23 protein-coding genes are annotated in these 24,988 nt (G+C 68.3%); 5 read left to right on the forward strand and 18 right to left on the reverse strand.

All coding sequences use genetic code 11. From position 1 onward, the window contains the following. Positions 1–128 precede the first annotated feature (128 nt). Positions 129–980, forward strand: a complete 852-nt coding sequence (locus tag ACODRX_RS13340) for an NAD-dependent protein deacetylase (RefSeq protein ID WP_488871996.1) — start codon at positions 129–131, stop codon at positions 978–980. A gap of 19 nt (positions 981–999) precedes the next feature. Here the strand turns inward: ACODRX_RS13340 and hisD are convergent, their stop codons facing one another. The 12 genes from hisD to ACODRX_RS13400 form a co-directional block, all read right to left on the reverse strand. After that, positions 1,000–2,316 (reverse strand): histidinol dehydrogenase, encoded by a 1,317-nt coding sequence (gene hisD / locus ACODRX_RS13345; RefSeq protein ID WP_488872041.1) that lies wholly within the window; start codon positions 2,314–2,316, stop codon positions 1,000–1,002. A gap of 2 nt (positions 2,317–2,318) precedes the next feature. Then, positions 2,319–2,720: a DUF1016 N-terminal domain-containing protein gene (locus tag ACODRX_RS13350; RefSeq protein WP_488871997.1), complete on the reverse strand. Its 402-nt coding sequence runs from the start codon at positions 2,718–2,720 to the stop codon at positions 2,319–2,321. Positions 2,721–2,729: 9 nt separating this feature from the next. Further along, complete coding sequence (hisG, locus tag ACODRX_RS13355) at positions 2,730–3,374, reverse strand: ATP phosphoribosyltransferase (RefSeq protein WP_488872042.1); 645 nt, start codon at positions 3,372–3,374, stop codon at positions 2,730–2,732. 11 nt (positions 3,375–3,385) lie between these two features. Continuing rightward, positions 3,386–3,625, reverse strand: a complete 240-nt coding sequence (locus tag ACODRX_RS13360) for a BolA family protein (RefSeq protein WP_488871998.1) — start codon at positions 3,623–3,625, stop codon at positions 3,386–3,388. A gap of 60 nt (positions 3,626–3,685) precedes the next feature. Then, positions 3,686–4,441, reverse strand: a complete 756-nt coding sequence (locus tag ACODRX_RS13365; RefSeq protein WP_488872043.1) for an ABC transporter permease — start codon at positions 4,439–4,441, stop codon at positions 3,686–3,688. Positions 4,442–4,449: 8 nt separating this feature from the next. Continuing rightward, on the reverse strand, positions 4,450–5,415 hold the full coding sequence (locus ACODRX_RS13370; protein ID WP_488871999.1) for an ABC transporter ATP-binding protein: 966 nt from the start codon (positions 5,413–5,415) through the stop codon (positions 4,450–4,452). Between the two features lie 146 nt (positions 5,416–5,561). Further along, entirely contained in the window at positions 5,562–5,840 is a 279-nt protein-coding gene (locus ACODRX_RS13375) for an STAS domain-containing protein (protein WP_488872000.1), read from the reverse strand. Between the two features lie 11 nt (positions 5,841–5,851). Next, on the reverse strand, positions 5,852–6,511 hold the full coding sequence (locus ACODRX_RS13380) for an MlaC/ttg2D family ABC transporter substrate-binding protein (protein ID WP_488872001.1): 660 nt from the start codon (positions 6,509–6,511) through the stop codon (positions 5,852–5,854). Between the two features lie 45 nt (positions 6,512–6,556). Further along, positions 6,557–7,348 (reverse strand): MlaA family lipoprotein, encoded by a 792-nt coding sequence (locus tag ACODRX_RS13385; protein ID WP_488872002.1) that lies wholly within the window; start codon positions 7,346–7,348, stop codon positions 6,557–6,559. A 24-nt stretch (positions 7,349–7,372) separates the two neighbouring features. After that, positions 7,373–7,861 (reverse strand): outer membrane lipid asymmetry maintenance protein MlaD, encoded by a 489-nt coding sequence (gene mlaD / locus ACODRX_RS13390; protein ID WP_488872003.1) that lies wholly within the window; start codon positions 7,859–7,861, stop codon positions 7,373–7,375. Between the two features lie 153 nt (positions 7,862–8,014). Continuing rightward, positions 8,015–8,797, reverse strand: coding sequence for a lipid asymmetry maintenance ABC transporter permease subunit MlaE (gene mlaE, locus ACODRX_RS13395; protein ID WP_488872004.1), 783 nt, complete (start codon positions 8,795–8,797; stop codon positions 8,015–8,017). After that, entirely contained in the window at positions 8,797–9,645 is an 849-nt protein-coding gene (locus ACODRX_RS13400; protein ID WP_488872005.1) for an ABC transporter ATP-binding protein, read from the reverse strand. The genes mlaE and ACODRX_RS13400 overlap by 1 nt, the downstream gene beginning before the upstream one ends. A gap of 221 nt (positions 9,646–9,866) precedes the next feature. On the opposite strand from ACODRX_RS13400, the gene gspF reads away from it, so the two are divergent. Both gspF and ACODRX_RS13410 read left to right on the forward strand, forming a co-directional pair. Further along, positions 9,867–11,087: a type II secretion system inner membrane protein GspF gene (gene gspF / locus ACODRX_RS13405; RefSeq protein ID WP_488872006.1), complete on the forward strand. Its 1,221-nt coding sequence runs from the start codon at positions 9,867–9,869 to the stop codon at positions 11,085–11,087. Positions 11,088–11,112: 25 nt separating this feature from the next. Continuing rightward, positions 11,113–12,027, forward strand: a complete 915-nt coding sequence (locus ACODRX_RS13410; RefSeq protein WP_488872007.1) for a 5'-nucleotidase — start codon at positions 11,113–11,115, stop codon at positions 12,025–12,027. Positions 12,028–12,033: 6 nt separating this feature from the next. Here the strand turns inward: ACODRX_RS13410 and ACODRX_RS13415 are convergent, their stop codons facing one another. From ACODRX_RS13415 to ACODRX_RS13440, 6 genes are all read right to left on the reverse strand, one after another. After that, complete coding sequence (locus ACODRX_RS13415) at positions 12,034–13,047, reverse strand: Bug family tripartite tricarboxylate transporter substrate binding protein (protein ID WP_488872008.1); 1,014 nt, start codon at positions 13,045–13,047, stop codon at positions 12,034–12,036. 35 nt (positions 13,048–13,082) lie between these two features. Continuing rightward, positions 13,083–14,123: a mannonate dehydratase gene (uxuA, locus tag ACODRX_RS13420; protein WP_488872009.1), complete on the reverse strand. Its 1,041-nt coding sequence runs from the start codon at positions 14,121–14,123 to the stop codon at positions 13,083–13,085. A gap of 162 nt (positions 14,124–14,285) precedes the next feature. After that, positions 14,286–16,304 (reverse strand): TonB-dependent receptor domain-containing protein, encoded by a 2,019-nt coding sequence (locus ACODRX_RS13425; RefSeq protein WP_488872010.1) that lies wholly within the window; start codon positions 16,302–16,304, stop codon positions 14,286–14,288. 245 nt (positions 16,305–16,549) lie between these two features. Beyond that, on the reverse strand, positions 16,550–16,951 hold the full coding sequence (locus ACODRX_RS13430) for a hypothetical protein (RefSeq protein ID WP_488872011.1): 402 nt from the start codon (positions 16,949–16,951) through the stop codon (positions 16,550–16,552). A gap of 58 nt (positions 16,952–17,009) precedes the next feature. Continuing rightward, positions 17,010–17,507, reverse strand: coding sequence for a cyanophycin metabolism-associated DUF1854 family protein (locus ACODRX_RS13435; RefSeq protein WP_488872012.1), 498 nt, complete (start codon positions 17,505–17,507; stop codon positions 17,010–17,012). A gap of 5 nt (positions 17,508–17,512) precedes the next feature. Then, positions 17,513–19,858, reverse strand: coding sequence for a cyanophycin metabolism-associated ABC transporter (locus tag ACODRX_RS13440; RefSeq protein ID WP_488872013.1), 2,346 nt, complete (start codon positions 19,856–19,858; stop codon positions 17,513–17,515). A 245-nt stretch (positions 19,859–20,103) separates the two neighbouring features. On the opposite strand from ACODRX_RS13440, the gene ACODRX_RS13445 reads away from it, so the two are divergent. Together ACODRX_RS13445 and cphA are read left to right on the forward strand one after the other, a co-directional pair. Further along, the gene (locus tag ACODRX_RS13445; protein WP_488872014.1) at positions 20,104–22,299 is read left to right on the forward strand and encodes a cyanophycin synthetase; all 2,196 of its coding nucleotides are present in this window, start codon (positions 20,104–20,106) and stop codon (positions 22,297–22,299) included. Between the two features lie 26 nt (positions 22,300–22,325). Beyond that, positions 22,326–24,899: a cyanophycin synthetase gene (cphA, locus tag ACODRX_RS13450; RefSeq protein WP_488872015.1), complete on the forward strand. Its 2,574-nt coding sequence runs from the start codon at positions 22,326–22,328 to the stop codon at positions 24,897–24,899. Positions 24,900–24,988 lie beyond the last annotated feature (89 nt).

The raw sequence follows: 24,988 nt of genomic DNA on the forward strand, positions 1-24,988 counted from the left end.
TTGATGGCAATCAGCGAAACGCGAATGTAGGAGAGCGTGCCTGGTTCGCAAACCACAGTTTCAATATCTGAAACTTCGAGGCCGCATGAAAATCCGACGCCGCTGCGCGGGCGCCCGGCTGTGCCATCATGCCCGCCATGATCGACACACCTGCTGCATCCGCCCTGCTCCAGCTGCTGGCACACCGGCCGCGCTGGACGGTGCTGACCGGCGCGGGCTTGTCCACCGGCAGCGGCATCCCCGACTACCGCGATGCCCAAGGCGCCTGGAAGCGCCCCGCCCCGGTCACCTTCCAGGACTTCATGGGCAGCGCTGCCACGCGCCGGCGCTACTGGGCGCGCAGCCTGATCGGCTGGCCGGTGTTCCGCCAGGCCCGGCCCAATGCGGCGCACCATGCGCTGGCGCAGCTGGAGTCGCTGGGCCGCATCGCCCAGGTGATTACCCAGAACGTGGACGGCCTGCACCAGCAGGCCGGCAGCCGCGGCGTGGTGGATTTGCACGGCCGGCTCGACCAGGTGCTTTGCATGGGCTGCGGCCAGCGGCTGGCGCGGGCGGATCTGCAGGCCATGCTGCTGGCTGCCAACCCGCACTGGCAGCACCGCGAGGCCGCCGCGGCGCCCGACGGCGATGCCGACCTGAGCGGCATCGACTTCTCGGGCTTCGCGGTGCCGCCCTGCCCGCGCTGCGGCGGCATCCTCAAGCCGGACGTGGTGTTCTACGGCGAGAACGTGCCGCGCCCGCGCGTGCAGGCGGCCATGCAGACGCTGGCGCACAGCGACGCGCTGCTGGTCGTGGGCAGCTCGCTGATGGTGTATTCGGGCCTGCGCTTCGTGCATGCCGCCAAGGCAGGGCAGCTGCCGGTGGCGGCGATCAACCTGGGGGTGACGCGGGCCGACGCCGAGCTGGACCTGAAGCTGCAGGCGCCCTGCGGCGAGGCGCTCATGCAGCTCGCGGGCGCGGTCTCGCCCCAGGCCGCCTGAAGCCGCCGCAGGGCTGGGACTATTTGAGCCGCATCTCCGCCGCGCGCGCATGCCCTTGCAGGCCTTCGCCATGGGCCAGCACGCTGGCAATGCGACCCAGGGCCTGCGCACCCTGCTCGCTCACCTCGATGAGGCTGCTGCGCTTTTGGAAGTCGTACACACCCAGCGGCGACGAGAAGCGCGCGGTGCCGCTGGTGGGCAGCACATGGTTGGGGCCGGCACAGTAGTCGCCCAGGCTTTCGCTGGTGTAGGCGCCCAGGAAGATGGCGCCGGCATGGCGCAGCAGCGGCTCCCAGCGGTGCGGATCGCGGCTGCTGACCTCCAGGTGCTCGGGCGCGATGCGGTTGCTGATGGCGCAGGCCTCTTGCATGTCGCGCGTGAGGATCAGCGCGCCGCGGCCGCTCAGGCTCTTGGCGATGATCTCGGCACGCGGCATCTCGGGCAGCAGGCGGTCGATCTCGCGCTGTACCGCGGCGATGTACATGGCGTCGGGGCACAGCAGGATGGACTGCGCCAGCTCGTCGTGCTCGGCCTGCGAGAACAGGTCCATCGCCACCCACTCGGGCGGCGTGCTGCCGTCGGCCAGCACCAGGATTTCGCTGGGGCCGGCGATCATGTCGATGCCGACCAGGCCGAACACGCGCTTCTTGGCGCTGGCCACGTAGGCGTTGCCAGGGCCGGTGATCTTGTCCACCTTCGGCACCGTGGCCGTGCCATAGGCGAGCGCGGCCACCGCCTGGGCGCCGCCGATGGTGAAGGCGCGGTGCACGCCGGCCACGTAGGCGGCGGCCAGCACCAGCGGGTTTTTCGCACCCTGCGGCGTGGGCACGACCATGATGATGTCCGTCACGCCCGCCACATGGGCAGGGATGGCGTTCATCAGCACGCTGCTCGGGTAGGCGGCCTTGCCGCCGGGCACGTAGATGCCCACGCGGTCCAGCGGCGTGACCTTCTGGCCCAGCAAGGTGCCGTCTTCGTCGCGGTAGCTCCAGCTTTCGCCACTGGCTTTTTTCTGCGCCTCGTGGTAGCTGCGCACCCGGCGGGCGGCGGCTTCGAGCGCTTCGCGCTGCACCGGCGGCAGGCCGTCGAAGGCGGCCTTGAGCTCGTCCTGCCTGAGCTCCAGCTCGGCCATGCCGGCGGCCTGCAGGCCGTCGAAGCGGGCGGTGTATTCGAGCACGGCGGCATCGCCGCGCTCTTGCACGTCGGCCAGGATATCGGCCACGCGCTGCTCGATGGCGGCGTCGGTGTCGGCGCTCCAGTGCAGGCGCTCGGCAAAATCATGCTCGAAATTGGCACTAGCGGTTGACAGATGGACAGGAGCAGCTACGAATTTCATAGTCATTCAATATTCAGATCATGGGCATTCTGCAGGTAGAACTCGCGCTCTTCGGGGCGCTTGCTCTGCCCCAGGATGATCAGGTGGTGCGTCCAGGGAATTTGTCTCACCAGTGGTGCGACAAATTCATTGCTCGCATAAGCCTCATAGAACTGCCGCATCCTGAACAGATTGGCCCGCGTGAATCCCCGCAGCCCCGGCTGGCTCTGCGCCAGGTAGCGGGCCAGCTGGTCCACCACGCCTTCACCCCATTGCGCCGCGGCGATCTTGCGGCTGATGCGCTCGCCGACCTGCCAGTACAGCTCTATCAGCGCGGTATTGACCGCCTGCACGGCCTGCTGCCGGGCAGCGGCGATCAGGCGCGCAATATCGGCGAAATCGGCGGGCTGCGGGGCGGCGCTCATGGCATGTTCCTAGCGCCGGCGCTCCACCCCTTGCGCAAAGGCGTGGATGATGCGGCGCAGCCGCTCCTGCTTGAGCTTGAGCGATGCCTGGTTGACCACGAGGTGCGAGCTGATGTCGATGATGTGCTCGACCTCCTTGAGGTTGTTGGCCTTGAGGGTGTTGCCGGTGGACACCAGGTCGACGATGGCGTCGGCCATGCCGGTGAGCGGCGCCAGCTCCATGCTGCCGTAGAGCTTGATCAGGTCGACATGCACGCCCTTGCGCGCGAAGAATTCGCGGGCAATCGTCGTGTATTTGGTGGCCACGCGCAGGCGCGCGCCGCGCTGCACCGCCTGGGCATAGTCGAAGTCGTTGTGCACCGCCACGCTGACGCGGCACTTGGCGATCTGCAGGTCCAGCGGCTGGAACAGCCCGCCGCCGCCATGTTCGAGCAGCGTGTCCTTGCCGGTCACGCCCACGTCGGCGCCGCCGTAGGCCACGTAGGTGGGCACGTCGGTGGCGCGCACCAGCACCACCCGCACGTCGCTCTGGTTGGTGGGCAAGATGAGCTTGCGCGATTTCTCGGGGTCTTCGAGCACCTCGATGCCGGCGGCAGCCAGCAGCGGCAGGGTTTCGTCGAAGATGCGGCCCTTGGACAGGGCCAGCGTGATCATGCTGGAAGTGGTCATGGCTGTGCGGCCCATTCGGCGGGCGTGAACGTTTTCATCGACAGCGCGTGCACCTCGTCGGTGTGCATCTTCTGGCCCAGGGTAGCATAGACCAGCTGGTGGCGCTGGATCAGCCGCTTGCCCTCGAACGCGGGCGACACGATGGTGGCGAACCAGTGGCGGCCGTCGCCTTCGAGCGCGATGTGCTCGCAGGCCAGGCCGGCGCCGATGATGCTTTGGAGTTCGTCTGCGGTCATATCTGTACCAGGTCAGGCCCCGGCGCCCCTAGGGCACGCGCCGGCAGCCATCATTTTCATTCAGTTGCGGATCTTGTAGCCGATGCGCAGCAGATGCACGGCCAGGCCGCTCACCACCAGCCACGCGCCGCCCACGATGGCCAGGCTCAGCCAGGGCGAGACGTCGCTCTGCCCGAAGAAGCCATAGCGAAAACCGTCGATCATGTAGAAGAACGGGTTCAGGTGGCTCACCTGCTGCCAGAAGGGGGGAAGCGAATGGATGGAGTAGAACACACCGGACAGAAAAGTCATCGGCATGATCAGGAAGTTCTGGAACGCGGCCATCTGGTCGAACTTGTCGGCCCACAGCCCGGCGATCAGCCCCAGCGTGGCCAGTAGCGCGGCGCCCAGCAGCATGAAGCCCAGCGCCCACAGCGGCGCCGCGAACTGCGGCGGCGCGAAGAACAGCGTGACCAGGTACACCCCCAGCCCCACGGCCAGCCCGCGCACCACCGCCGCGCCCACGAAGGCGAAGAACCAGGCCCAGTGCGACAGCGGCGTGAGCAGGATGAACACCAGGCTGCCCATGATCTTGCTCTGCACCAGGCTGGACGAGCTGTTGGCGAACGAGTTCTGCAGCACGCTCATCATCACCAGCCCCGGCACCAGGAAGGCGGTATAGCCCACCGCGCCGAACAGCGTGATGCGCCCCTCCAGCACATGGCCGAAGATCAGCAGGTACAGCACCGCGGTGAGCACCGGCGCGGCAATGGTCTGGAAGCTCACCTTCCAAAAGCGCAGCACTTCCTTGTAGAACAGGGTCTGCCAGCCGCTCATCATCGTGTTCATCGCCCGACTCCCTGCGGTCCCAGCTGCGCGGTGGCGTGGCTTGCGCCGCTATCGCCACCGGTGCCGCGCGCCATCACCTGCAGGAAGACATCTTCCAGGTCGGCGCGGCGGATCTCCAGGTCTTCGACCGCGATGCCGCTCACGCGCAGGCGCGCCAGGATGTCTTCGACCGCCCGCGCGTCGCTGGCCGGCACCTGCACGATGCGGCCGGTGACGCGGCTGGCCGCGGCCAGCTCGGGCGGCAGCGCCGCGTCGGTCTTGAACTGCAGCACATTGGCCGAGCTGCCCTGCAGCAGCCCGGCCATGGTGGACAGCGCCACGATGCTGCCCGAGCGCAGCATGGCGATGCGGTTGCACAGCGCCTCGGCTTCTTCGAGGTAGTGGGTGGTGAGCAGCACCGTATGGCCTTGCTTGTTGAGGCGCGAGACGAACTGCCACAGCGTCTGGCGCAGCTCCACGTCCACGCCGGCGGTGGGCTCGTCGAGCACGATGATGGGTGGCTTGTGCACCAACGCCTGCGCCACCAGCACGCGGCGCTTCATGCCGCCCGAGAGCTGGCGCAGATTGGCATTGGCCTTGTCGGCCAGGCCGAGGTTTTCCAGCAGCTCGTCGATCCAGTCGTCGTTGTTCTTGACGCCGAAATAGCCGGACTGGATGCGCAGCGACTCGCGCACGTTGAAAAAGGGATCGAACACCAGCTCCTGCGGCACGATGCCCAGCTTGCGGCGCGCGCTGGCGTAATCGCCGCGCACATCGCTGCCCAGCACCTTGACAGAACCACTGCTGGCCCGCGCCAGCCCGGCGAGGATGCTGATCATCGTCGTCTTGCCCGCGCCGTTCGGCCCGAGCAGGCCGAAGAACTCGCCTTCGGCGATGTCCAGGCTCACCTGGTTCAGGGCCTGGAACGGGCCCCTGGAGGTGGGGTAGATCTTGGAGACGGATTGGAAGGAGACGGCGGACATGAGTCGGGGATTGTAGGACGAACGCCAGTGGCGTGCTGGCGACAGGGCGTCATCAAAACAATAGCACCTAGCGCTTATATAGACTCAGTTTCAATATGATTCAGATCGCAATCCAGCGCCAGTCAAGCGCTGAATGCTCCTGCTTTTCATATACCCAGCAATCCGGCCACGCCATACAGCCGCGCCAGCGAGGCAATGGTGTGCGGCGCCTGCTGCACCGAGAAGGGCCGGCCGGCGGCCAGTGCGGTGCGGCGGCATTCGAGCAGCACCGCGATGGCCGAGGAATCGAAGCGGGCCAGCGCCGAGGCATCGACCTGCACCGCCGCCGCCGCAGGCAAGCCCGCCATGCCCTGCTGCAGCTGGCGCAGCGCGGCGCTGGCCTGGGCCTGGGTGAGGGTGGCCGGCAGGGCCAGCGTGGAATCCATCGCGGTTGCGCTCACTTGGCCGGCACGGGGGCGGGCGCGGACTCGTTGGCCTTGTTGCGGGCCACGATGGAGTCGATCAGGCCCTGCACGCCCTTGGTGTTGATCTCCTGCTGGAACTGGTTGCGGTAGGTCTCCACCATCCACACGCCCAGCACGTTGATGTTGTAGATCTTCCAGCCGAAGCCCTGGCCGGGCGCCTTCTCCAGGCGGTAGTCGAGCTGGATCGGATCGCCCCGGCCCAGGATCTCGGAGCGCACCAGCACCTCCTGGTCACCCGGCTGCATGCGCACCGGCTTGACGCTGATGGTCTGGTCACTCACCTGGTGCAGCGCGCCCGCATAGGTGCGCACCAGCAGCTTCTTGAACTCGTCCTGCAACTGCTGCTGCTGCGACGGCGTGGCCGTGCGCCACTTGGGGCCCACGGCGGCAGCCATCATGCGGCGGAAATCGACATTGGGCATGACCTCGGAGTCGACATAGGAAGTGATCTTGCTCACGTCGCCGGCGCGGATGGCCTGGTCGGTCTTGAGCGTGTTCAGCACCTTGTCGGAGAGCTGGCGGATCATCTCGTCGGGCGCCATGTCGGCGGCCCGCGCCAGCGTGGCACCCAGCAGCGCGGCACTGGCGGCACAGCTGGCCAGCACTCGGATCCAGAGACGTCGGTTCAACATATTCTTGTTCCTTTCTTGGGCGCGCCCACGGGGGGCGCCAGGGGTTCAGCGCTTGAGGCGCAGCGCCGGCGGCTCGGCCACCGGCACGGTTCCAGGTTCGGGCGCCGACTCGTTGGCCCAGTCGCGCTCATCGCCATACTCGGGCTGCGCCGCCTGCTGGCGCACCTGCAGATAGGCGTCGCGGGTGAAGCTGTACTTGTCCAGCGCCGCGGCCTCGATCAGCGAGGTGGCGGTGAGCAGGTTGGCGCGGTTATTGACGATGCGCAGCGCATACAGCGAATTGCGGGCCGACACCGGGTCCACATAGCTCACCAGGTCGCCATGCCAGTCGGCCACCATGCCGACCGAATCGCGCACCGTCGAGGGCCCCAGCAGCGGCCACACGATGTAGGGGCCCGAGGGCATGCCCCAGCGCGCCATGGTCAGGCCGAAGTCGGTCTTGTAGCGGTCGATGTTCGCCTCGGAGGCCACGTCGATCAGCCCGCCCAGGCCCAGCACCGTGTTGGTGGAAAAGCGCACCGCGCTGTTGTAGGCCGCCTCGCCCTTGAGCTGCAATGCGTTGTTCACGAACGACCACAGGTCGCCCAGGTTCGAGAAGAAGTTGCTCACCCCGGTGCGCACCGGCGACGGCAGCACGTCCTTGTAGCCCGTGGCCACCGGCTCGAGCACCGCGCGGTCCAGCGCGTCGTTGAAGTTGAACATGGCCCGGTTGTAGGGCTCCAGCGGATCGCGCGGATTGGCGTTGGGGCCGGTGGCGCAGCCGGCCAGCAGCGCCGCGCCCAGCACCACGGCCGGCACTGCGGCCCGCCTGGGGAGATTGATAGCTATTCTTGTCATGGCTTTGTTCTCATCGTTGGGGCCTCAGTGCCCGGCAGCGGGCTTGCTGGCCGATGCGCCCTCCTCCGCCTTGCCGTAGAGGAACTGGCCAATCAGATTTTCCAGCACCACGGCCGACTGCGTCGAGGTGATCACATCGCCCTGCGCGAGGTTTTTCTCGTCGGCGCCGGGGATCACGCCGATGTACTGGTCGCCCAGCAGGCCGCTGGTCAGGATCTGGAAGGAGCTGTCCTTGGGAAAGACGAACTGCTTGTTCAGCTCCAGCTGCACATCGGCCTGGAAGGTCTTGTCGTTGAAGCCGATCGCCTTGACGCGCCCCACCCGCACGCCGGCGCTGCGCACCGCCGCCTGGGCTTTTAGCCCGCCGATGTTGTCGAAGCGCGCGGTGACGGTGTAGCCCGAGTTGAAGTCCAGCGTCAGCAGGTTCGCGGACTTGAGCGCCAGGAAGGCCAGCGCCGCCAGCCCCAGCATCACGAAGAGGCCAACCCAGACATCGCTTTTGGATTGCTGCATAGATTCTTCCTTATTTATCCTTAGCGCCAAACATCACCCACACCGCCAGAAACTGCCACGGCCCATCGGCGGGACGGCCAGCCAGGGCCGCCCCGCAGCCAAGGCCGTCGTCCCCCTTGGGGGAAGGAGCAAAGCGACATAGGGGGTGTCCATTCATATACTGAACATCATCGCGGTGAGCAGGAAGTCCAGCCCCAGCACCGCCAGCGACGCCATCACCACCGTCTTGGTGGTCGCGCGCGACACGCCCTCGGGCGTGGGCTTGGCCGCATAGCCCTGCAGCAGCGCCACGAAGGTCACGGTGACGCCGAAGACAAAGCTCTTGGCCACGCCATTGCCAAGATCGCGCAGCACATCCACGCCGAATTGCATCTGGCCCCAGAAGGCACCGCCGTCCACGCCGATCAGCACCACGCCAACCACCCAGCCGCCGATCACGCCCACCGCGCTGAACACCGCGGCCAGCAGCGGCATCACGATCACGCCGGCCCAAAAACGCGGCGCCAGCACCCGGTGCACCGGGTCCACCGCCATCATCTCCATCGCGCTCAATTGCTCGCCCGCGCGCATCAGGCCCACCTCGGCGGTGAGCGAAGTGCCGGCGCGCCCGGCGAACAGCAGCGCGGTCACCACCGGCCCCAGCTCGCGCAGCAGGCTCAGCGCCACCATCAGGCCCACCGCCTCGGCGGAGCCGTAGCGCTGCAGGATGTAGTAGCCCTGCAGCCCCAGCACGAAGCCCACGAACAGGCCCGAGACGCCGATGATGGCCAGCGAATAATTGCCCAGGAAATGGATCTGCTCGCGCAACAGCGCGCTGCGGCGCAGCACATAGCCGAGCGAGGCCAGCAGGCGCAGGAACAGGCGCGTGGCCTGGCCCATGCCGGCCAGTTGCCGGCGCACGCCGAAGCCGATGGCGGCGGGGTGGTACCACGGCATCAGCGGCCTCCCTTGCCGGCGCCGCCAGCACCCAAGCCGGCCGCCCCACCGAACTCCTGCTCCAGCGACGGCGCGGGATAGTGGAACGGCACCGGCCCTTCGGGCAGCGCATTGACGAACTGGTGCACCAGCGGGTCGCTGCTGGCGCGCACCTCGTCGGGCGTGCCCTGCGCGGCCACCACGCCCGCGCCCAGGATGATCACCTGGTCGGCCAGGCGGAAGGTTTCCTCGACATCGTGCGAGACGATGATGGTGGTCAGCCCCATGGCATCGCCCATCTGGCGGATCAGCTGCGCCGAGGTGCCCAGCGAAATCGGGTCCAGCCCGGCAAAGGGCTCGTCGTACATGATCAGCTCGGGGTCGAGCGCCACCGCCCGCGCCAGCGCCACGCGCCGCGCCATGCCGCCCGAAACCTGCGAAGGCATCAGCTCGCGTGCGCCGCGCAGGCCCACCGCATTGAGCTTCATCAGCACCACATCGCGCACCAGCGCCTCGGGCAGGTCGGTGTGCTCGCGCAGCGGAAACGCCACATTCTCGAACACGCTCATGTCGGTGAACAGCGCGCCGAACTGGAACAGCATGCCCATGCGGCGCCGCGCCGCATACAGCTGCGCCTGGTCCATCGTGGTCACGTCCTGGCCATCGAACAGCACCTGCCCGGCCTGGGCGCGCTCCTGCCCGCCGATCAGGCGCAGCAACGTGGTCTTGCCGCCACCCGACGCGCCCATCACCGCAGTGACCTTGCCGCGCGGAATGGTCAGCGACATGTCGCGCAGGATTGCGCGGTCACCATATCCGAAGGTGACATTGCGCAGTTCAACCAAAGGAGACAGGCTGGAATTGGACATAAAAATGCCGGAAGGAACCGGCTGGCTGCATCATACGGTATTGCCATCACGGCAAATGTATGGAGAAGTAGAACGCTGTGTTGAGCGAATGCAAACACAGCAAACATACATGTATGTATTTATAACATCCTCATGACAGGGCCGCAGGCAAGCTCGGCCATATCCCCGGAAATTGTCGCCCTTCATGCACAATAGCCCGCGAACGTTCCCTTCTTGCTTGCATGCCTGCTTTTTCTTACGAAGTTCTCGATGCCCAGGGCCAGACCCGCAAGGGCATGATCGAAGCCGACACCGCCAAGGCCGCGCGCAGCCAGCTGCGCGCCCAGGCGATGGTGCCGCTGTCGGTGGAGCCGGTGGCCGCGGGTACCGCGGCAGATGGCGGCGGGCCGCGGCGCTGGCAGCGCCAGGTGTTCAACGCCGCTGGCCTGGCCGTGTGGACGCGCCAGCTCGCCGGACTGCTGGGCTCGGGCCTGCCGCTGGAGCGCGCGCTGACCGCGCTGATGGAAGAGATCGACCATGAAGGCCAGCGCCAGCTGGTGGCCAGCCTGCGCGCCGAGGTCAATGGCGGCTCCACCTTTGCCAAGGCGCTGGCGCTGTACCCGGCGGATTTCTCCGCCATCTACCGCGCGGTGATCGACGCGGGCGAGCACAGCGGCCACCTCGACGAGGTGCTGAGCCGGCTGGCCGACGACCTGGAAGAGCGCGAGCAGCTGCGCAACAGCCTGATCGGCGCGGCCCTGTACCCGGCCATCGTCACCTGCTTCGCCTTCGTGGTGGTGATGGTGCTGATGAGCTACGTGGTGCCCCAGGTGGCCGAGGTGTTTGCCGGCACCAAGCATGCGCTGCCGATACTCACCCGCGTGATGCTGGCCCTGAGCGAGCTGATCCGCCACTGGGGCTGGCTGGCGGCGCTGGTGGCGGCGCTGGCGCTGGTGATGCTGCGCCTGGCGCTGCGCCAGCCCGATGTACGCCGCCGCTACGACGCGGCCTGGCTGCGCCTGCCGGTGCTGGGCCGGCTGGCGCGCAACTACAACGCGGCGCGCTTCGCCTCCACGCTGGCCATGCTGAGCAATGCCGGCGTGCCCATACTCAAGGCCCTGCAGGCCGCCGCCGATACCGTGGGCAACCAGGCCATGCGCCACGATGCGCTCGATGCGCTCGACATGGTGCGCGAAGGCGCGCCGCTGGCCTCGGCGCTGGCGCAGAAAAAACGCTACCCGGCGCTGCTGCCGATGTTCGCCCGGCTGGGCGAGCAGACCGGCGAGCTGCCGCAGATGCTGCAGCGCGTGGCCAACCAGCTCTCGGGCGAGGTCCGGCGCCGCGCGATGCGCCTGGCCACGCTGCTGGAGCCGCTGCTCATCGTGGCCATGGGCCTGGTGGTGGGCGTGATCGTGATGGCGGTGCTGATGCCCATCATCCAGCTCAACCAATTCGTGCGCTAGCGCCCGGCCCAACCCCCAAACGCACATGGCCCCTACCCTGGACAACAAGCTGGTCGTCGCGATCTCGTCGCGCGCGCTGTTCGACTTCGAGGAGGAAAACCGCCTCTTCGAGCAGGGCGACGACCGGGCCTACGTGCAGTTGCAGCTGCAGCGCCTGGACGTGCCCGCGCCGCCCGGCGTGGCCTTCTCGCTGGCGCGCAAGCTGCTGGCCTTCAACCAGGGCGGCGCGCAGAAGGTCGAGGTGGTGCTGCTGTCGCGCAACGACCCGGTCAGCGGCATGCGGGTGTTCCGCTCGTGCCAGGCGCATGGCCTGGCCAGCGTGCAGCGCGGCGTGTTCACCCAGGGGCGCGACCCGTTCCGCTACCTGCGGCCGCTGGGCGCGCACCTGTTCCTCTCGGCGAATGCCGACGACGTGCGCCAGGCCCTGGCCCTGGGCTATCCGGCCGCGCGCGTGCTCACCGAATCGGTGCCGGCGCAGGCCGGCCACCCCGGCGAGGTGCGCATCGCCTTCGACGGCGACGCGGTGCTGTTCTCGGACGAGGCCGAGCGCATCTACCAGGCCAAGGGGCTGGACGAGTTCCAGCGCCATGAAAGCGAGCATGCCACCCGCCCGCTGCCCGACGGGCCCTTCAAGCCGCTGCTGGTGGCGCTGCACCGCCTGCAGCACGATGCCGAATCGCGCATGAGCATCCGCACCGCCCTGGTCACCGCGCGCAGCGCGCCCGCGCACGAGCGCGCCATCCGCACGCTGATGGACTGGAACATCGGCGTCGACGAAGCCATGTTCCTCGGCGGCCTGTCCAAGGGCGAGTTCCTGCGCGAGTTCGAGCCCGACTTCTTCTTCGACGACCAGACCGGCCACGCCAGCTCCGCCGCCCGCCATGTGCCGGCCGGACATGTGAGCAGCGGCGTGGCGAATGGCGATGCGCCATCCGCCTGAGGCCCGTCAGTCCGCCTGGATGTTGTTGGCCTTGACCACGTCGCCCCACAGCTTGTAGTGCGCCTTGGTCAGGCTGGCGAGCTGCTCGGCCGTGCCGCCGCCGGGCTCGTCGCCACGCTCCTGGATGCTCTTGATGACGGCCGGGTCCTTCAGCGCCGCGTTCACCGCGGCATTGGCCTTTTGCACCACCTCGGGCTTGAGGCCCGGCGGGCCATACAGGCCGATGAAGGAGATGATCTCGAAATCCTTGATGCCGGCCTCGGCCGCGGTGGGCACATTGGGCAGCGTGGCCACGCGCTTGCTGCTGGTCACCAGGATCGGGCGCAGCTGGCCCGACTGGATGTAGGGCGCGACCACCGAGGTGGCGTCGAACATGGCGTCGATGCGGCCCGCCATCAGGTCGACCATCGCCGGGCTGCTGCCCTTGTAGGGCACGTGGTTCATCGCCGGGCCGCCCATGCGCTCGCGCAGCAGCTCCATGGTGACATGCACCAGCGAGCCCGCGCCGCCCGTGCCGTAGTCGATGCCCTTGCCGCTCTTGGCGCGCGCCTTGACCTCGGCGACGAACTGCTCATAGTTCTTGACCGGCGACTTGGCCGGCACGGCCAGCACCAGCGGCGACTGCAGCAGCATGACGATGGGCGTGAACTTCTGCGGATCGACGATGCCCAGCTTGGCGTAGACGTGCGGCGTGACCGTCATCGAGCCATTGCCCACCAGCAGGCGGTAGCCATCGGGCTGGGCGCGCAGGATGTCCACCGACGCCAGGTTGCCGTTCACGCCGGCCTTGTTCTCGATGACCACGCCCTGGCCCAGCGTGCCGGGCAAGGTGTTGGTGAGCACGCGGCCCGCGAAATCGGTCTGCCCGCCAGGCGGAAAGCCCACCAGCAGCGTGACCGGCTTGGCCGGCCAGGGATTGTCCGCCAGCGCGGGCATGGCGGCAGCGCCGATGCCGGTGGCCAGCAGGCCCAGCAGCGCACTGCGGCGCAAGAAAGAAAAGCGCTTGGAATCGGAATGCATGGAGTCGTCTCCTCAGGGTGGTTTTTCGGCGGAAATCAAGCAAACTTGGCAACGGCTTCCCACAGCCCATTGATATAGACCGCGCCCAACGCCCGGTCGTACAGGCCGTAGCCGGGCTTGCCGCTCTCGCCCCAGATCATGCGGCCATGGTCGGGGCGGACGTAGCCGTCGAAGCCCACGTCGTGGTAGGCCTTGACGATGGCGGCGATATCGAGCGAGCCGCAGTCCGAGCGGTGCGCCGTCTCCTCGAAATCGCCTTCGGGCGTGATCTTGACATTGCGGATATGGGCGAAATGGATGCGCCCACGGCCGCCGAACTCCCGTACCAGCGCCTCGACATTGTTCTGCGGCCCCGCGCCCAGCGAGCCCGAGCACAGCGTGAGCCCGTTGGCCGGCGTGTCCACGATGCCCAGGATGCGCGCCAGATCGTCGCGGTCCTTGACGATGCGCGGCAGGCCGAAGATCGGGCGCGGCGGATCGTCGGGATGGATGGCCATCTTCACGCCGGCCTCCTCGGCCACCGGGATGATGGCTTTCAGGAAATACTCCAGGTGCCGCCACAGCCCGTCGGCATCGACGCCGCGGTACTCGCCCAGCAACGCCTGCAGCTCCTCGGCCTGGTAGCTCGAATCCCAGCCCGGCAGCGCAATGCCCTGGCTCGCGTCGATCTCCTCGACCTCCCGGGTGCTGAAGGCCAGGCAGGTCGAGCCGTCCTCCAGCACCTTGGCCAGCTCGGTGCGCGTCCAGTCGAAGACGGGCATGAAGTTGTAGCAGATCACTTTGGTGCCGGCAGCGCCCAGGTTGCGGATGGTCTGCTGGTAGTTGGCGATGAGCCGCTCGCGCGAGGGCTTGCCGAGCTTGATGTCCTCGTGCACCGGCACCGACTCGACTACCTCGAACTGCAGGCCCGCGGCCTCGATGGCCGCCTTGAGCGCCAGGATCTTGTCCATGGGCCAGACCTCGCCCACCGGCTCGTCGTAGATGGCCGAGACGATATGCGTCATGCCCGGGATCTGGCGGATGTACTGGAGGCTGACCGGATCGGACGCGCCATACCAGCGGAATGACATTTTCATGCGAGAAGCTCCTGGTTGAATACCATTATTTCGAGTGAAGTAACCGGTTTCAAAGGAGCAAATCAGAACAGATAGGCAAACCGGCGTGAATCAGGGCGAACACCGATCCACAAGCGGCTTGACAAGCGCGTGGGCATGCCCCACGCGCTTCGGGACATCACATCAGAACGCCTTGACAAACCCCACGGTCACCGAGCGCCCTTGCAGCGGCGCCGCGTTCTTGATGAACGAGGTGTGGGCATAGGCCAGCTTGTTGCTCAGGTTGTTCAGCTTGAGATAGACCTGCCAGGGGCTGCCGTCGCCGCTTTGCCCGTGGTAGCTGATGCGCCAGTTCAGCATGCCGTAGCCCGGGGTGGGCGTCTCGAACTCGGCCACCTTGCTCTGGCGCTTGACCAGCAGGAACGAAGCCTCGGTGCGCCAGTGCTGCCACTGGCCGGCCAGGCGCAGGCCCACGCGGGCCGGCGCCAGCCGCGGGATGTGGCTGCCGTCGGCCAGGCGCGCATGCACCATGTCGCCCCATAGCGTGGCGCGCCAGTTGGCATCGATCTTCTGCTGCAGCTTGGCCTCCAGGCCGGTGAAGGTCGCGGTCTGCTGGCTGTATTGCAGCAGCTGCAGGCCTTCAAGCTCGTCGACCGTGCGGCCGTAGACATAGTTCTTGATGCGGTTGCGGTAGAGGTTGAGCGCGAAGGTGGTGTCGCCCGCGGTGCGCGCCAGGCCCAGGTCGATGTTCTGCGAGCGCTCGGCGCGCAGCTCGGGGTTGCCCAGCTCGTAGGTCGCGGTGGCCATGTGCAGGCCGCGCGCGTACAGCTCCTCGGCGGTGGGCAGGCGGCTGGCCGAGGTGAGGTGGGCGCTCAGCCGGTAGCCGGGCGCGAAGCTCCAGCCGCCGCCCAGCGATGCCGAGGTGCCGCGGTGGCTGCGGTGCAGCTCGTCGTCCTGCGCGTCCACCGTCTGCCAGTCGTGGCGCAGCGCGGCCTCGGCGCTGAAGGCGCCGAAGCGCCGCTCCTCCAGCAGGAACACGCCATGCTGGCGGGTGAGCGTGGGCTGCACATAGGCTTCCTCCCCTTCGGCGCTGAAGCGGCGCTGCATGGTCTCGAAACCGAACACGCCGCTCCAGCCGGCGATGGGCGCGTGCACCGCCTCCACGCGCAGGTCGTGGGCGCGGTTGCGAAAGGCGGTGGACACCTGGCCGTCCTCGACCTCGTCGTGGCGGTAGCGGGTGATGCCGCCGCGCACGCGCACCGCGTTGATGCCCGCCACCGGGTTGCGCCATTCCGAGCGCAGGTCGTAGCGCTCGCTGCGCAGGTCGACCACCGGCACGTCGCCATGCTCATTCCCTTCTTCGCCATGGTGGTCATGGCCATCTTCATCATGGCCGTGGCCGCCGCAATGCAGGTGCAGGCCGTGGGTGTGGCAACCCTCCAAGTTGTGGCTGTGGCCCGGCAGGCCGTAGTACGCGGTCTGGCGGGTGTAGGCCAGGCCCACATAGCCGCTGTCGCCGATCCACGACAGGCCGATGCTGCCATTGTTGCCGCGCGAATGGCTGCCTTCGACCTGGCCGCCTGCGGGCCAGCCGCTGCCCACGCGGTAGTCGCCCGCATCGCGCGCCATGCCCTCCACATGGATGGCGAAGCGGCCGCTGCCGCCGGTCATGGACAGCGCGCCGGCCGCGCCGCTGCCGGCGGTGCCGGCGCGCAGCTCCAGCTGGCCTTCGTAGCCTTTCTTCGGCACGGCGGTGGGGATCTTCTGGTCCAGCACGTTCACCACGCCGCCGATGGCGCCCGCGCCATACAGCAGCGCCGACGGGCCGCGCAGCACCTCGATCTGCTGCGACAGCATGGGCTCGGTGACCACCAGGTGGTCGGGGCTGACGGTGGAGGCGTCCTGCACCGCCGCGCCATCGGACAGCACCTTGACCCGCGCGCCGTCCATGCCGCGGATGATGGGGCGGCTCGCGCCGGCGCCGAAATGCGTGGCCTGGATGCCGGGCTCGCCCGACAGCGTGTCGCCCAGGTTGGCGCCGCGGCGCTGCACCAGCTCGTCGCCCTCGAGCACCGAGACCGGCGTGGTCAGTGCATCCACGCTGCGCGCCAGGCCGTCGGCCTTGACGGTCACTTCAGCCAGGGCCGGCGCGGCATCGGCGGCCTGCGCCGCGCATGGCTGGCAGGCCAGCAAGGCAGCCATGGCCACGGGGGTTGCAATAAAAAAAGAGGAAGGCAAGGCAAAGATTTTCATGAATGCGCCATGCGGCCATGCGCGCGGGCAGGGCCGTGTATAGAGAGAGGAATGGGGTTGGCCGCAAACGCCCATGCAACCTGCGCCAGCGGCCCTCAAGGCAGTGGCGACGGCAGCGGCATCGGGCTTGCGGAACATGCCGGGCGCATGGGCCCGGAGCCGCGTTTCACGGCCTGCGCGAAACGCTCAGCGCATCAAAGGGGTGGACCGCGGGCAAAAAACAGCGCCGGGCTTTGGCGCAGCAGCAGCGCCTGGACGGACCAGGCGGCCTTGCGCAGCGCCGGCACCAGCGCCAGCGCCATGGGCGGGGCCAGCAGCGCCAGGCCCAGCGCCATCTGGTCGAAAAGCTGGCAATCGGCCGACGAATGGCCATCGAACATCGGCGCGGGGGATTCCTGCTCCGCCTCGGCGCCATCGATGGATGCCGCCATCGCACTGCCGCCGTGGTGCAGCACCTGGTGCATCAGGCCCAGCGTGGGCGTGAACCATTGCATCAGGCACAGCCACAGCGCCAGGCCCAGCAGCCACGGCCGCGCCCGGCCCTGCGCCGGATGGCGCAGCCAGTCGATCAGCAGCAAGGAGCGGCGCAGCAGCATGGTGCCCAGGAGTACAAAAACAACTGGGCATTATCCTTGCATTTGGATGACGCTCAAGTTACAGGAAGCGCTCCAGCATCTTGCGCGAATGCTTGTCGAGCCGGGTGCTGTCGGGAACCCGGTAGTTCACGCCGTCGGCGGCGGTGATCAGCAGCTTGCGGCGGCCGTCGAGCTTGCGGATGTCCTCCTCGGCCTTGAGCGTCATCACCGCCGGGCCGCGGTCGGTCTCCAGCGCCCACTGGCTGGGCATGGCATAGGACGAGACACTGACCAGGCGCAGGATCTGCGGCACGAACTCGCGCACCGCGAGGTCTTCCTCCAGCAGCGCGCGGGCCGCGGCATCGAGCTGGTCGAGGTGTGCGATCCACAGCAGCTCCTTGCCGTTGTCGCCGACCAGCGACAGGCCCTCCAGCGGCGCGGTCAGCGGAAAGGCGCGCACCGGCGTGACCACCGCGGGGCGGCCAGCGTCCAGCTGCAGCACCAGGCGGCCGAAGGCGTTGCGCGACAGGGGCAAGGGGTTCAGGGCAGTAGCGGAGGTATTCACGGGCAGGCTCATGGTGCTTACTTCGCCTCGAAATGGGATACGGGCGCCGGGGCCACGGGCGGCTGGCTGTCATAGACCACGCCAGCGGCGCGGGCGGTGACCACGCCGGCGGCCTCGGCATCCTCCTCGGCGCGGCGGGCCTGGGCCTCGTACAGGCGCCAGTAGGCCCCCTGCTTGGCCATCAGCGCGTCGTGCGGGCCGACCTCGACGATCTCGCCGCGGTCCATCACCACCAGCCGGTCGGCCTTGCGCAGCGTGGACAGGCGGTGGGCGATGGCGATCGTGGTGCGGCCCTGCACCAGGTTGTCCAGCGCCTTCTGGATTTCCTTCTCGGTCTCGGTGTCCACCGCCGACGTGGCCTCGTCAAGGATCAGGATGCGCGGGTCGATCAAGAGCGCGCGGGCGATGCTGATGCGCTGGCGCTCGCCGCCCGACAGGCCCTGGCCGCGCTCACCCACCACCGAGTCGTAGCCCATGGGCAGGCGCAGGATGAAGTCGTGCGCATGGGCGGCGCGCGCCGCGGCCACGATTTCCTCGCGCGTGGCCTCGGGCTTGCCGTAGGCGATGTTCTCGGCCACGGTGCCGAAGAACAGGAAGGGCTCCTGCAGCACCAGGCCGATGTGGCGGCGGTAGTCGGTCACCGCGAAGCGGCGCACGTCCACGCCGTCGAGCTGCAGCGAGCCGTCGGTCACGTCGTAGAAGCGGCACACCAGGTTGACCAGCGTGCTCTTGCCCGAGCCGCTGTGGCCCACCAGGCCGATCATCTCGCCGGGACGGATTTCCAGGTTCAGGTTCTTGATGACCGCGCGGCTGCCGTAGCGAAAGCTGATGTTGTCCATGCGCAGCGCGCCCTGCACCCGGCCGACCTTCACCGGATTGCTCGGGTCGGGCACGTTGCTCACATGGTCGAGGATGTCGAAGATGCGCTTGGCGCCGGCGGCCGCCTTCTGCGTGAACGAGACGATGCGGCTCATCGAATCGAGCCGCGAGTAGAAGCGCCCGATGTAGGCGATGAACGAGGCCAGCACGCCGACGGTGATGCTCTTGTGCGCCACCAGCCAGATGCCGAAGGCCCAGACCACCAGCAGGCCGATCTCGGTCATCAGCGACACGGTGGGCGTGAACAGCGACCAGGTGCGGTTGAGCTTGTCGTTGACCTCCAGGTTGTGCTGGTTGGCGGTGCGAAAGCGGTCGGCCTCGCGCTTTTCCTGGGCGAAGGCCTTGACCACGCGGATGCCGGGAATGGTGTCGGCCAGTACGTTGGTCACCTCGGCCCAGACGCGGTCGATGCGCTCGAAGCCGGTGCGCAGCTTGTCGCGCACCGTGTGGATCAGCCAGGCGATGAAGGGCAGCGGCACCAGCGTGACCAGCGCCAACCACGGGTTGATCGAGAACAGGATCGCCGCGGTCATCACCATCATCAGCACGTCGGTGGCGAAATCGAGCGCGTGCAGCGACAGGAACAGGTTGATGCGGTCGGTCTCGGCGCCGATGCGCGCCATCAGGTCGCCCGTGCGCTTGCCGCCGAAGTAGTCGAGCGACAGCTTCATCAGGTGCTCGTAGGTGCTGGTGCGCAGGTCGGCGCCGATGCGCTCGGACACCAGGGCCAGCGCGTAGGTGCGCGCCCAGCCCAGTCCCCAGGCCACCAGGGCCGACAGCAGAAGCCCGCCCAGGTACATCGCCACCAGCCTGGGGTCGATCTGCTGGCCGTTCTGGTAGGGGATCAGGATGTCGTCCATGATCGGGATCGTCAGGTACGGCGGCACCAGCGTGGCGGCGGTGGACGCCAGCGTCAGCCCGAAACCGGTGTACAGCAGCTTCTTGTACGGCTTGGCAAAGCGCCACAGCCGCAGCAGCACCCAGGTGGAGGTGTGCGGCGCCTGCTCGCGCGCGCAGGCCGGGCATTCGTCGGAATCGGGCGGCAGCGGCGTATTGCAGACCGCGCACAGGGTTTCCTCCTCGCCGTCGACATGCCGGTGGCCGCCCTGCAGCAGCTCGACCTGCTCCTCGAATTTCTGCATCAGCCGCAGGGCCTTGGCCTGCGCGCCCAGCGTGAAGCGCCACAGCGCCAGGCGCCCGCCGGCGTCGGCCAGCTCCAGCGTGCCCACGCCGGCCTGGTCGATCAGGCTCAGCGCCAGGCCGGGACGCAGCTCCCAGGCGGTCCAGGCGCCGTCGTCGGGCGACTGGGCCAGCAGGCGTTGCTCCGTCACCACAAGCTGGCCCTGGCCGAAGCGCAGCCCCTGGGTCAAGTCAACCGCAAGCAGGGCCAGCACGTTTTCCTGGCTATGGAGTGGAACGGAGTGAGCGTTACCGGCGGGCAGGCCAGCCTGGTCCGCCGGAACAACTTGAGATGAATGCTGCATTGACTTGCTTTTTTTACGATCGTTTCGCGCCGGCCGGCCGCGGCCCCCGGGGCAGGCCGCCCGATCCTTCGCCACCGCAGCGCCCCTGCGCCGCGGCATCTTCACCTTAACGCGCCATCCCCGCGCCGCGCTGACAAATTGCGCGCGCCAGTCGCCCTGAGCGGCCTCAGGATGGGCACAATGTATATCCATTTGCCGGCCCTGCACCGCCCTGCCCGGCGGTTTTTCTCAATCGCACAAGATTTATGCCGATATTCAAAGACATCCAACTGCTGCGCACCACCTACCTGCGAGGCCCCAGCGTCTGGACCTACCGCCCCATCCTGGAGGTCTGGCTGGACCTGGGCGAGCTGGAGGACTATCCGTCCAACAAGATCCCCGGCCTGAATGAGCGGCTGACCGCCTGGCTGCCCGACCTGGTCGAGCACCACTGCGGCGTGGGCGAGCGCGGCGGCTTCATCCAGCGGCTGCAAGGCGGCACCTGGATGGGGCATGTGCTGGAGCATGTGGTCATCGAGCTGCTGAACCTGGCGGGCATGCCGGCCGAATTCGGCCAGACGCGCGAAGTCTCGCAGCGCGGCGTGTACCGCATGGTCTTCCGCTGCCCCGAGGAAGCAGTGGCGCGCGTGGCGCTGGCCCAGGGCCATGCGCTGCTGATGGCCGCGATCAACGACCGGCCGTTCGAGCTGAAGCCGGCGATCCAGGCCATCAAGACCGCGATCAACGACCGCTACCTGGGCCCCAGCACCGGCTCCATCGTCGATGCGGCCAGCGAGCGCCGCATCCCGCACATCCGCCTGAACGACGGCAACCTGGTGCAGCTGGGCTACGGCGCCGCGCAGCGCCGCATCTGGACCGCCGAGAGCGACCAGACCAGCGCCATCGCCGAAGGCATCGCGCAGGACAAGGACTTCACCAAGCGGCTGCTGGCCTCGTGCGGCGTGCCCGTGCCCGAGGGGCAGATCGTGAAAAACGCCGATGAAGCCTGGGAAGTGGCGCAGGACATCGGCTTTCCGGTCACCGTCAAGCCCTCGGACGGCAACCACGCCCGCGGCGTGACGCTGGAGCTGCACCACGAGGCAGACATCAAGGCCGCCTTCGCGCTGGCCGAGCCCGAGGGCTCGGATGTGATCGTCGAGAAATTCATCGACGGCGTGGAGCACCGCCTGCTGGTGGTTGGCGGCAAGGTAGTGGCCGCCACCAAGGGCGAGACCGTGAGCGTGCACGGCAACGGCCAGGCCACGCTGCGCGAGCTGGTGGCCGTGCTCAACCAAGACCCGCGCCGCGGCCCCGAGCAGGAGTACCCGCTGGACTGGATCAACCTCGAATCGGGCGCGGTCAGGCTGGAGCTGAACCGCCAGAACGTGACGCCCGACTCGGTCATCCCCTCGGGCCAGAGCATCTTGCTGCAGCGCAACGGCAACATGGCCATCGACTGCACCGACGACGTGCACCCCGACGTGGCCTACTACGCCGCGCTGGCGGCCAAGATCGTGGGCCTCGATATCGCCGGCATGGACATGATCCTCAAGGACGTCTCCCAGCCCATGAAGGGCCAGGGCGCGATCCTCGAAGTCAACGCCGGCCCCGGCCTGCTGATGCACCTCAAGCCCACCAGCGGCGCGCCGCGCCCGGTGGGCATGGCGATCGCCGACCACCTATTCCCGCGCACCGAGGAAGGCAGCGGCGCCGGCCGCATCCCGCTGGTGGGCATCGTCGGCACGCGCGAGAACGCCTTCATCTCCCGCCTGGTGGGCTGGCTGCTGCAGCTGTCGGGCAAGCGCACCGGCGTGGCCTGCAGCGAAGGCATGTTCCTGGCCAACCGCCAGACGCAAAAGAGCAACACCGCCAACTGGGCCGGCGCCCACCGCCTGCTGACCAACCGCCTGGCCGAGGCCGCGGTGATCCAGACCACCTCGCGCTCCATCCTCGAAGAAGGCCTGGCCTACGACCGCTGCCTGGTCGGCGTGGTCACCGACATGGATGGCTACGAGCAGCTGGCCGACCACGACGTGCTGGAGCCGGCCAAGATGCGCCGCGTGCTGCGCACCCAGATCGACGTGGTGCTCGACGAAGGCGCCGGCGTGCTCAATGCCGACATCGCGGAAGTGGCCGAACTGGCCGAGCTGTGCGACGGCGAGGTGATCCTCTACAGCAGCGGCGCCGACGCCGCGGCCCTGACCACCATCGCCGCGCACCGCGGCAATACCGAACCCGGCCACGATGGCGGCCGCGCGGTGCTGGTGCAGGGCGAACAGGTGGTGCTGGCCAGCGGCGGCCAACAGCGCGTGCTGGGCCAGCTGGCGGCGCTGCGGCCTGCCAATGGCTTCATCCCCGACACCTCGGCGCTGCTGGCGGCCATCGCCACCGCCTGGGCGCTGGACATCACGCCCGACCTGATCGCCGCCGGCATCAAGACCTTCGACTACCAGCCCGCCTGATCGCTCCACATCCCCAAAGAACCACCATGGAAATCTCCCGCACCCGCGCCCTGCGCGGCCCCAACCTGTGGAGCCGCAACACCGCCATCGAATGCATCGTGCACTGCAGCGAACCCGAGCGCGACTACACGCGCATCGACGGCTTCGAAGACCAGCTGCGCGCCCGCTTCCCCTCCGTGGGCCCGCTGCGCCCGCAGGGCTCGGAGCACGGCGTGTCCATGGCCCACGCACTGGAAGTTGCCGCGCTGGCGCTGCAGGCGCAGGCCGGCTGTGCCGTCACCTTCAGCCGCACGCACGAAACGGTCGAGAGCGGCACCTACCAGGTCGTGGTCGAGTACACCGAAGAGGCCGTGGGCCGGCGCGCGATGGAGCTGGCCGAGCAACTGATCGCCGCCACCCAGGCCAACGCGCCGTTCGACGCGGCCGCCGCCATCGCCGAGCTGCGCTCGCTCGACGAGGACGAGCGCATGGGCCCGAGCACCGGCTCCATCGTCGATGCCGCGCTGCTGCGCGGCCTGCCCTACCGGCGCCTGACCGCCGGCAGCATGGTGCAGCTGGGCTGGGGCGCGCGCGCGCGCCGCATCCAGGCCGCCGAGGTCGACCAGACCAGCGCGGTGGCCGAATCCATCGCGCAGGACAAGGATCTGACCAAGCGGCTGCTGCATGCCGCCGGCGTGCCGGTGCCGCTGGGCCGCCCGGTCGACGGCCTGGACGACGCCTGGGCCGTGGCCGGGGAAGTGGGCCTGCCGGTGGTCGTCAAGCCGCAGGACGGCAACCAGGGCAAGGGCGTGACGGTGAACATCTCCACCCGCGAGCAGCTCGCCGCCGCCTACGCCACCGCCGCCGAGTATGGCGACGTGATGGTCGAGCGCTACCTGCCGGGCCACGATTTCCGCCTGCTGGTCGTCGGCGACCAGCTCGTGGCCGCGGCGCGGCGCGAGCCGCCGCAGGTGATCGGCGATGGCCAGCACACCATCCGCGAGCTGGTGGACATCGTCAACCAGGACCCCCGCCGCGGCTCGGGCCACGGCACCGCGCTGACCAAGATCCGCCTCGATGACATCGCCATGGCCCGCATCGCCGCCGAAGGCCTGGCGCCCGCATCGGTGCCCGCGCCGGGCCAGCGCGTGGTGCTGCGCAACAACGCCAACCTCTCCACCGGCGGCAGCGCCACCGACGTGACCGACGACGTGCACCCCGAAGTGGCCGCGCGCGCCATCGAGGCGGCGCAGACCATCGGCCTGCACATCTGCGGCGTGGACGTGATCTGCGAAAGCGTGCTGCGCCCGCTGGAGGAGCAAGGCGGCGGCATCGTCGAGGTCAACGCCGCGCCCGGCCTGCGCATGCACCTGGCGCCCTCCTTCGGCAAGGCCCGCAACGTGGGCGTGCCCATGGTCGAGCTGCTGTTCAGCCCGCACGACGATGGCCGCGTGCCGCTGGTGGCGGTGACCGGCACCAACGGCAAGACCACCACCACGCGCCTGATCGCGCATCTGTTCACCTCGCACGGCTGGCGCACCGGCATGACCAACACCGACGGCGTCTGGGTCAACGGCCGCCAGATCGACAGCGGCGACTGCTCGGGCCCCAAGAGCGCGCGCAACGTGCTCTTCCACCCCGAGGTCGATGCGGCGGTGCTCGAATGCGCGCGCGGCGGCATCCTGCGCGAAGGCCTGGGCTTCGACCGCAGCCAGGTGGCGGTGGTCACCAACGTGGGCGCGGGCGACCACCTCGGCCTGAACTACATCACCACCGTCGAAGACGTGGCGGTGCTCAAGCGCGTCATCGTGCACACCGTCGCGCCGGGCGGCTATGCGGTGCTCAACGCCGCCGACCCGCATGTGGCCGCCATGGCCGGCAGCAGCCCCGGCAAGGTGATCTTCTTCGCCGCCGACCGGCACCACCCGGTCATGGCCACGCACCGCGCCCAGGGCAACCGCGTGGTCTATGTCGATGGCGACGCCATCGTCGCGGCCGAAGGCTCGTGGCGCGAGACCATCCCGCTGCGCGACATACCGCTCACGCGCGGCGGCGCCATCGGCTTCCAGGTCGAGAACGTGATGGCCGCCGTGGCCGCGGCCTGGGGCGTGGGCCTGCCGTGGGACACCATCCGCCGCGGCCTGGCCGGCTTCATCAGCGACACCGACACCGTGCCCGGCCGCTTCAACGTCATGGATTACCGCGGCGCCACCATCGTGGCCGACTATGGCCACAACCCCGATGCGATCCAGGCGCTGATCCAGGCGGTGGAGGCCATGCCCGCCAAGCGCCGCAGCGTGGTCATCAGCGGCGCCGGCGACCGGCGCGACCAGGACATCCGCGTGCAGACCGAGATGCTGGGCAAGGCCTTCGACGACGTGGTCCTCTACCAGGACGCGGCGCAGCGCGGCCGCGCCGACGGCGAGGTCATCGCGCTGCTGCGCCAGGGCCTGCAAGGCGCGCCGCGCACCAGCTACGTGGCCGAGATCACCGGCGAATTCATCGCCATCGACCATGCGCTGGCGCGCCTGCAGGAAGGCGACCTGTGCCTGGTGCTGGTGGACCAGGTGGAAGAAGCCCTGGCCCATCTGCAGCGCCATGTCAACGGCGAGATCGAATAACGCCGGCTATCTAAAACAGGAGCTGCCAGCGCTTGGTATACATGGATTTCAGATATAAATCTATCTGAAAACATTGCCATGAAAGCGCT

It is taken from the genome of Comamonas sp. FG99 (genome assembly GCF_057808605.1).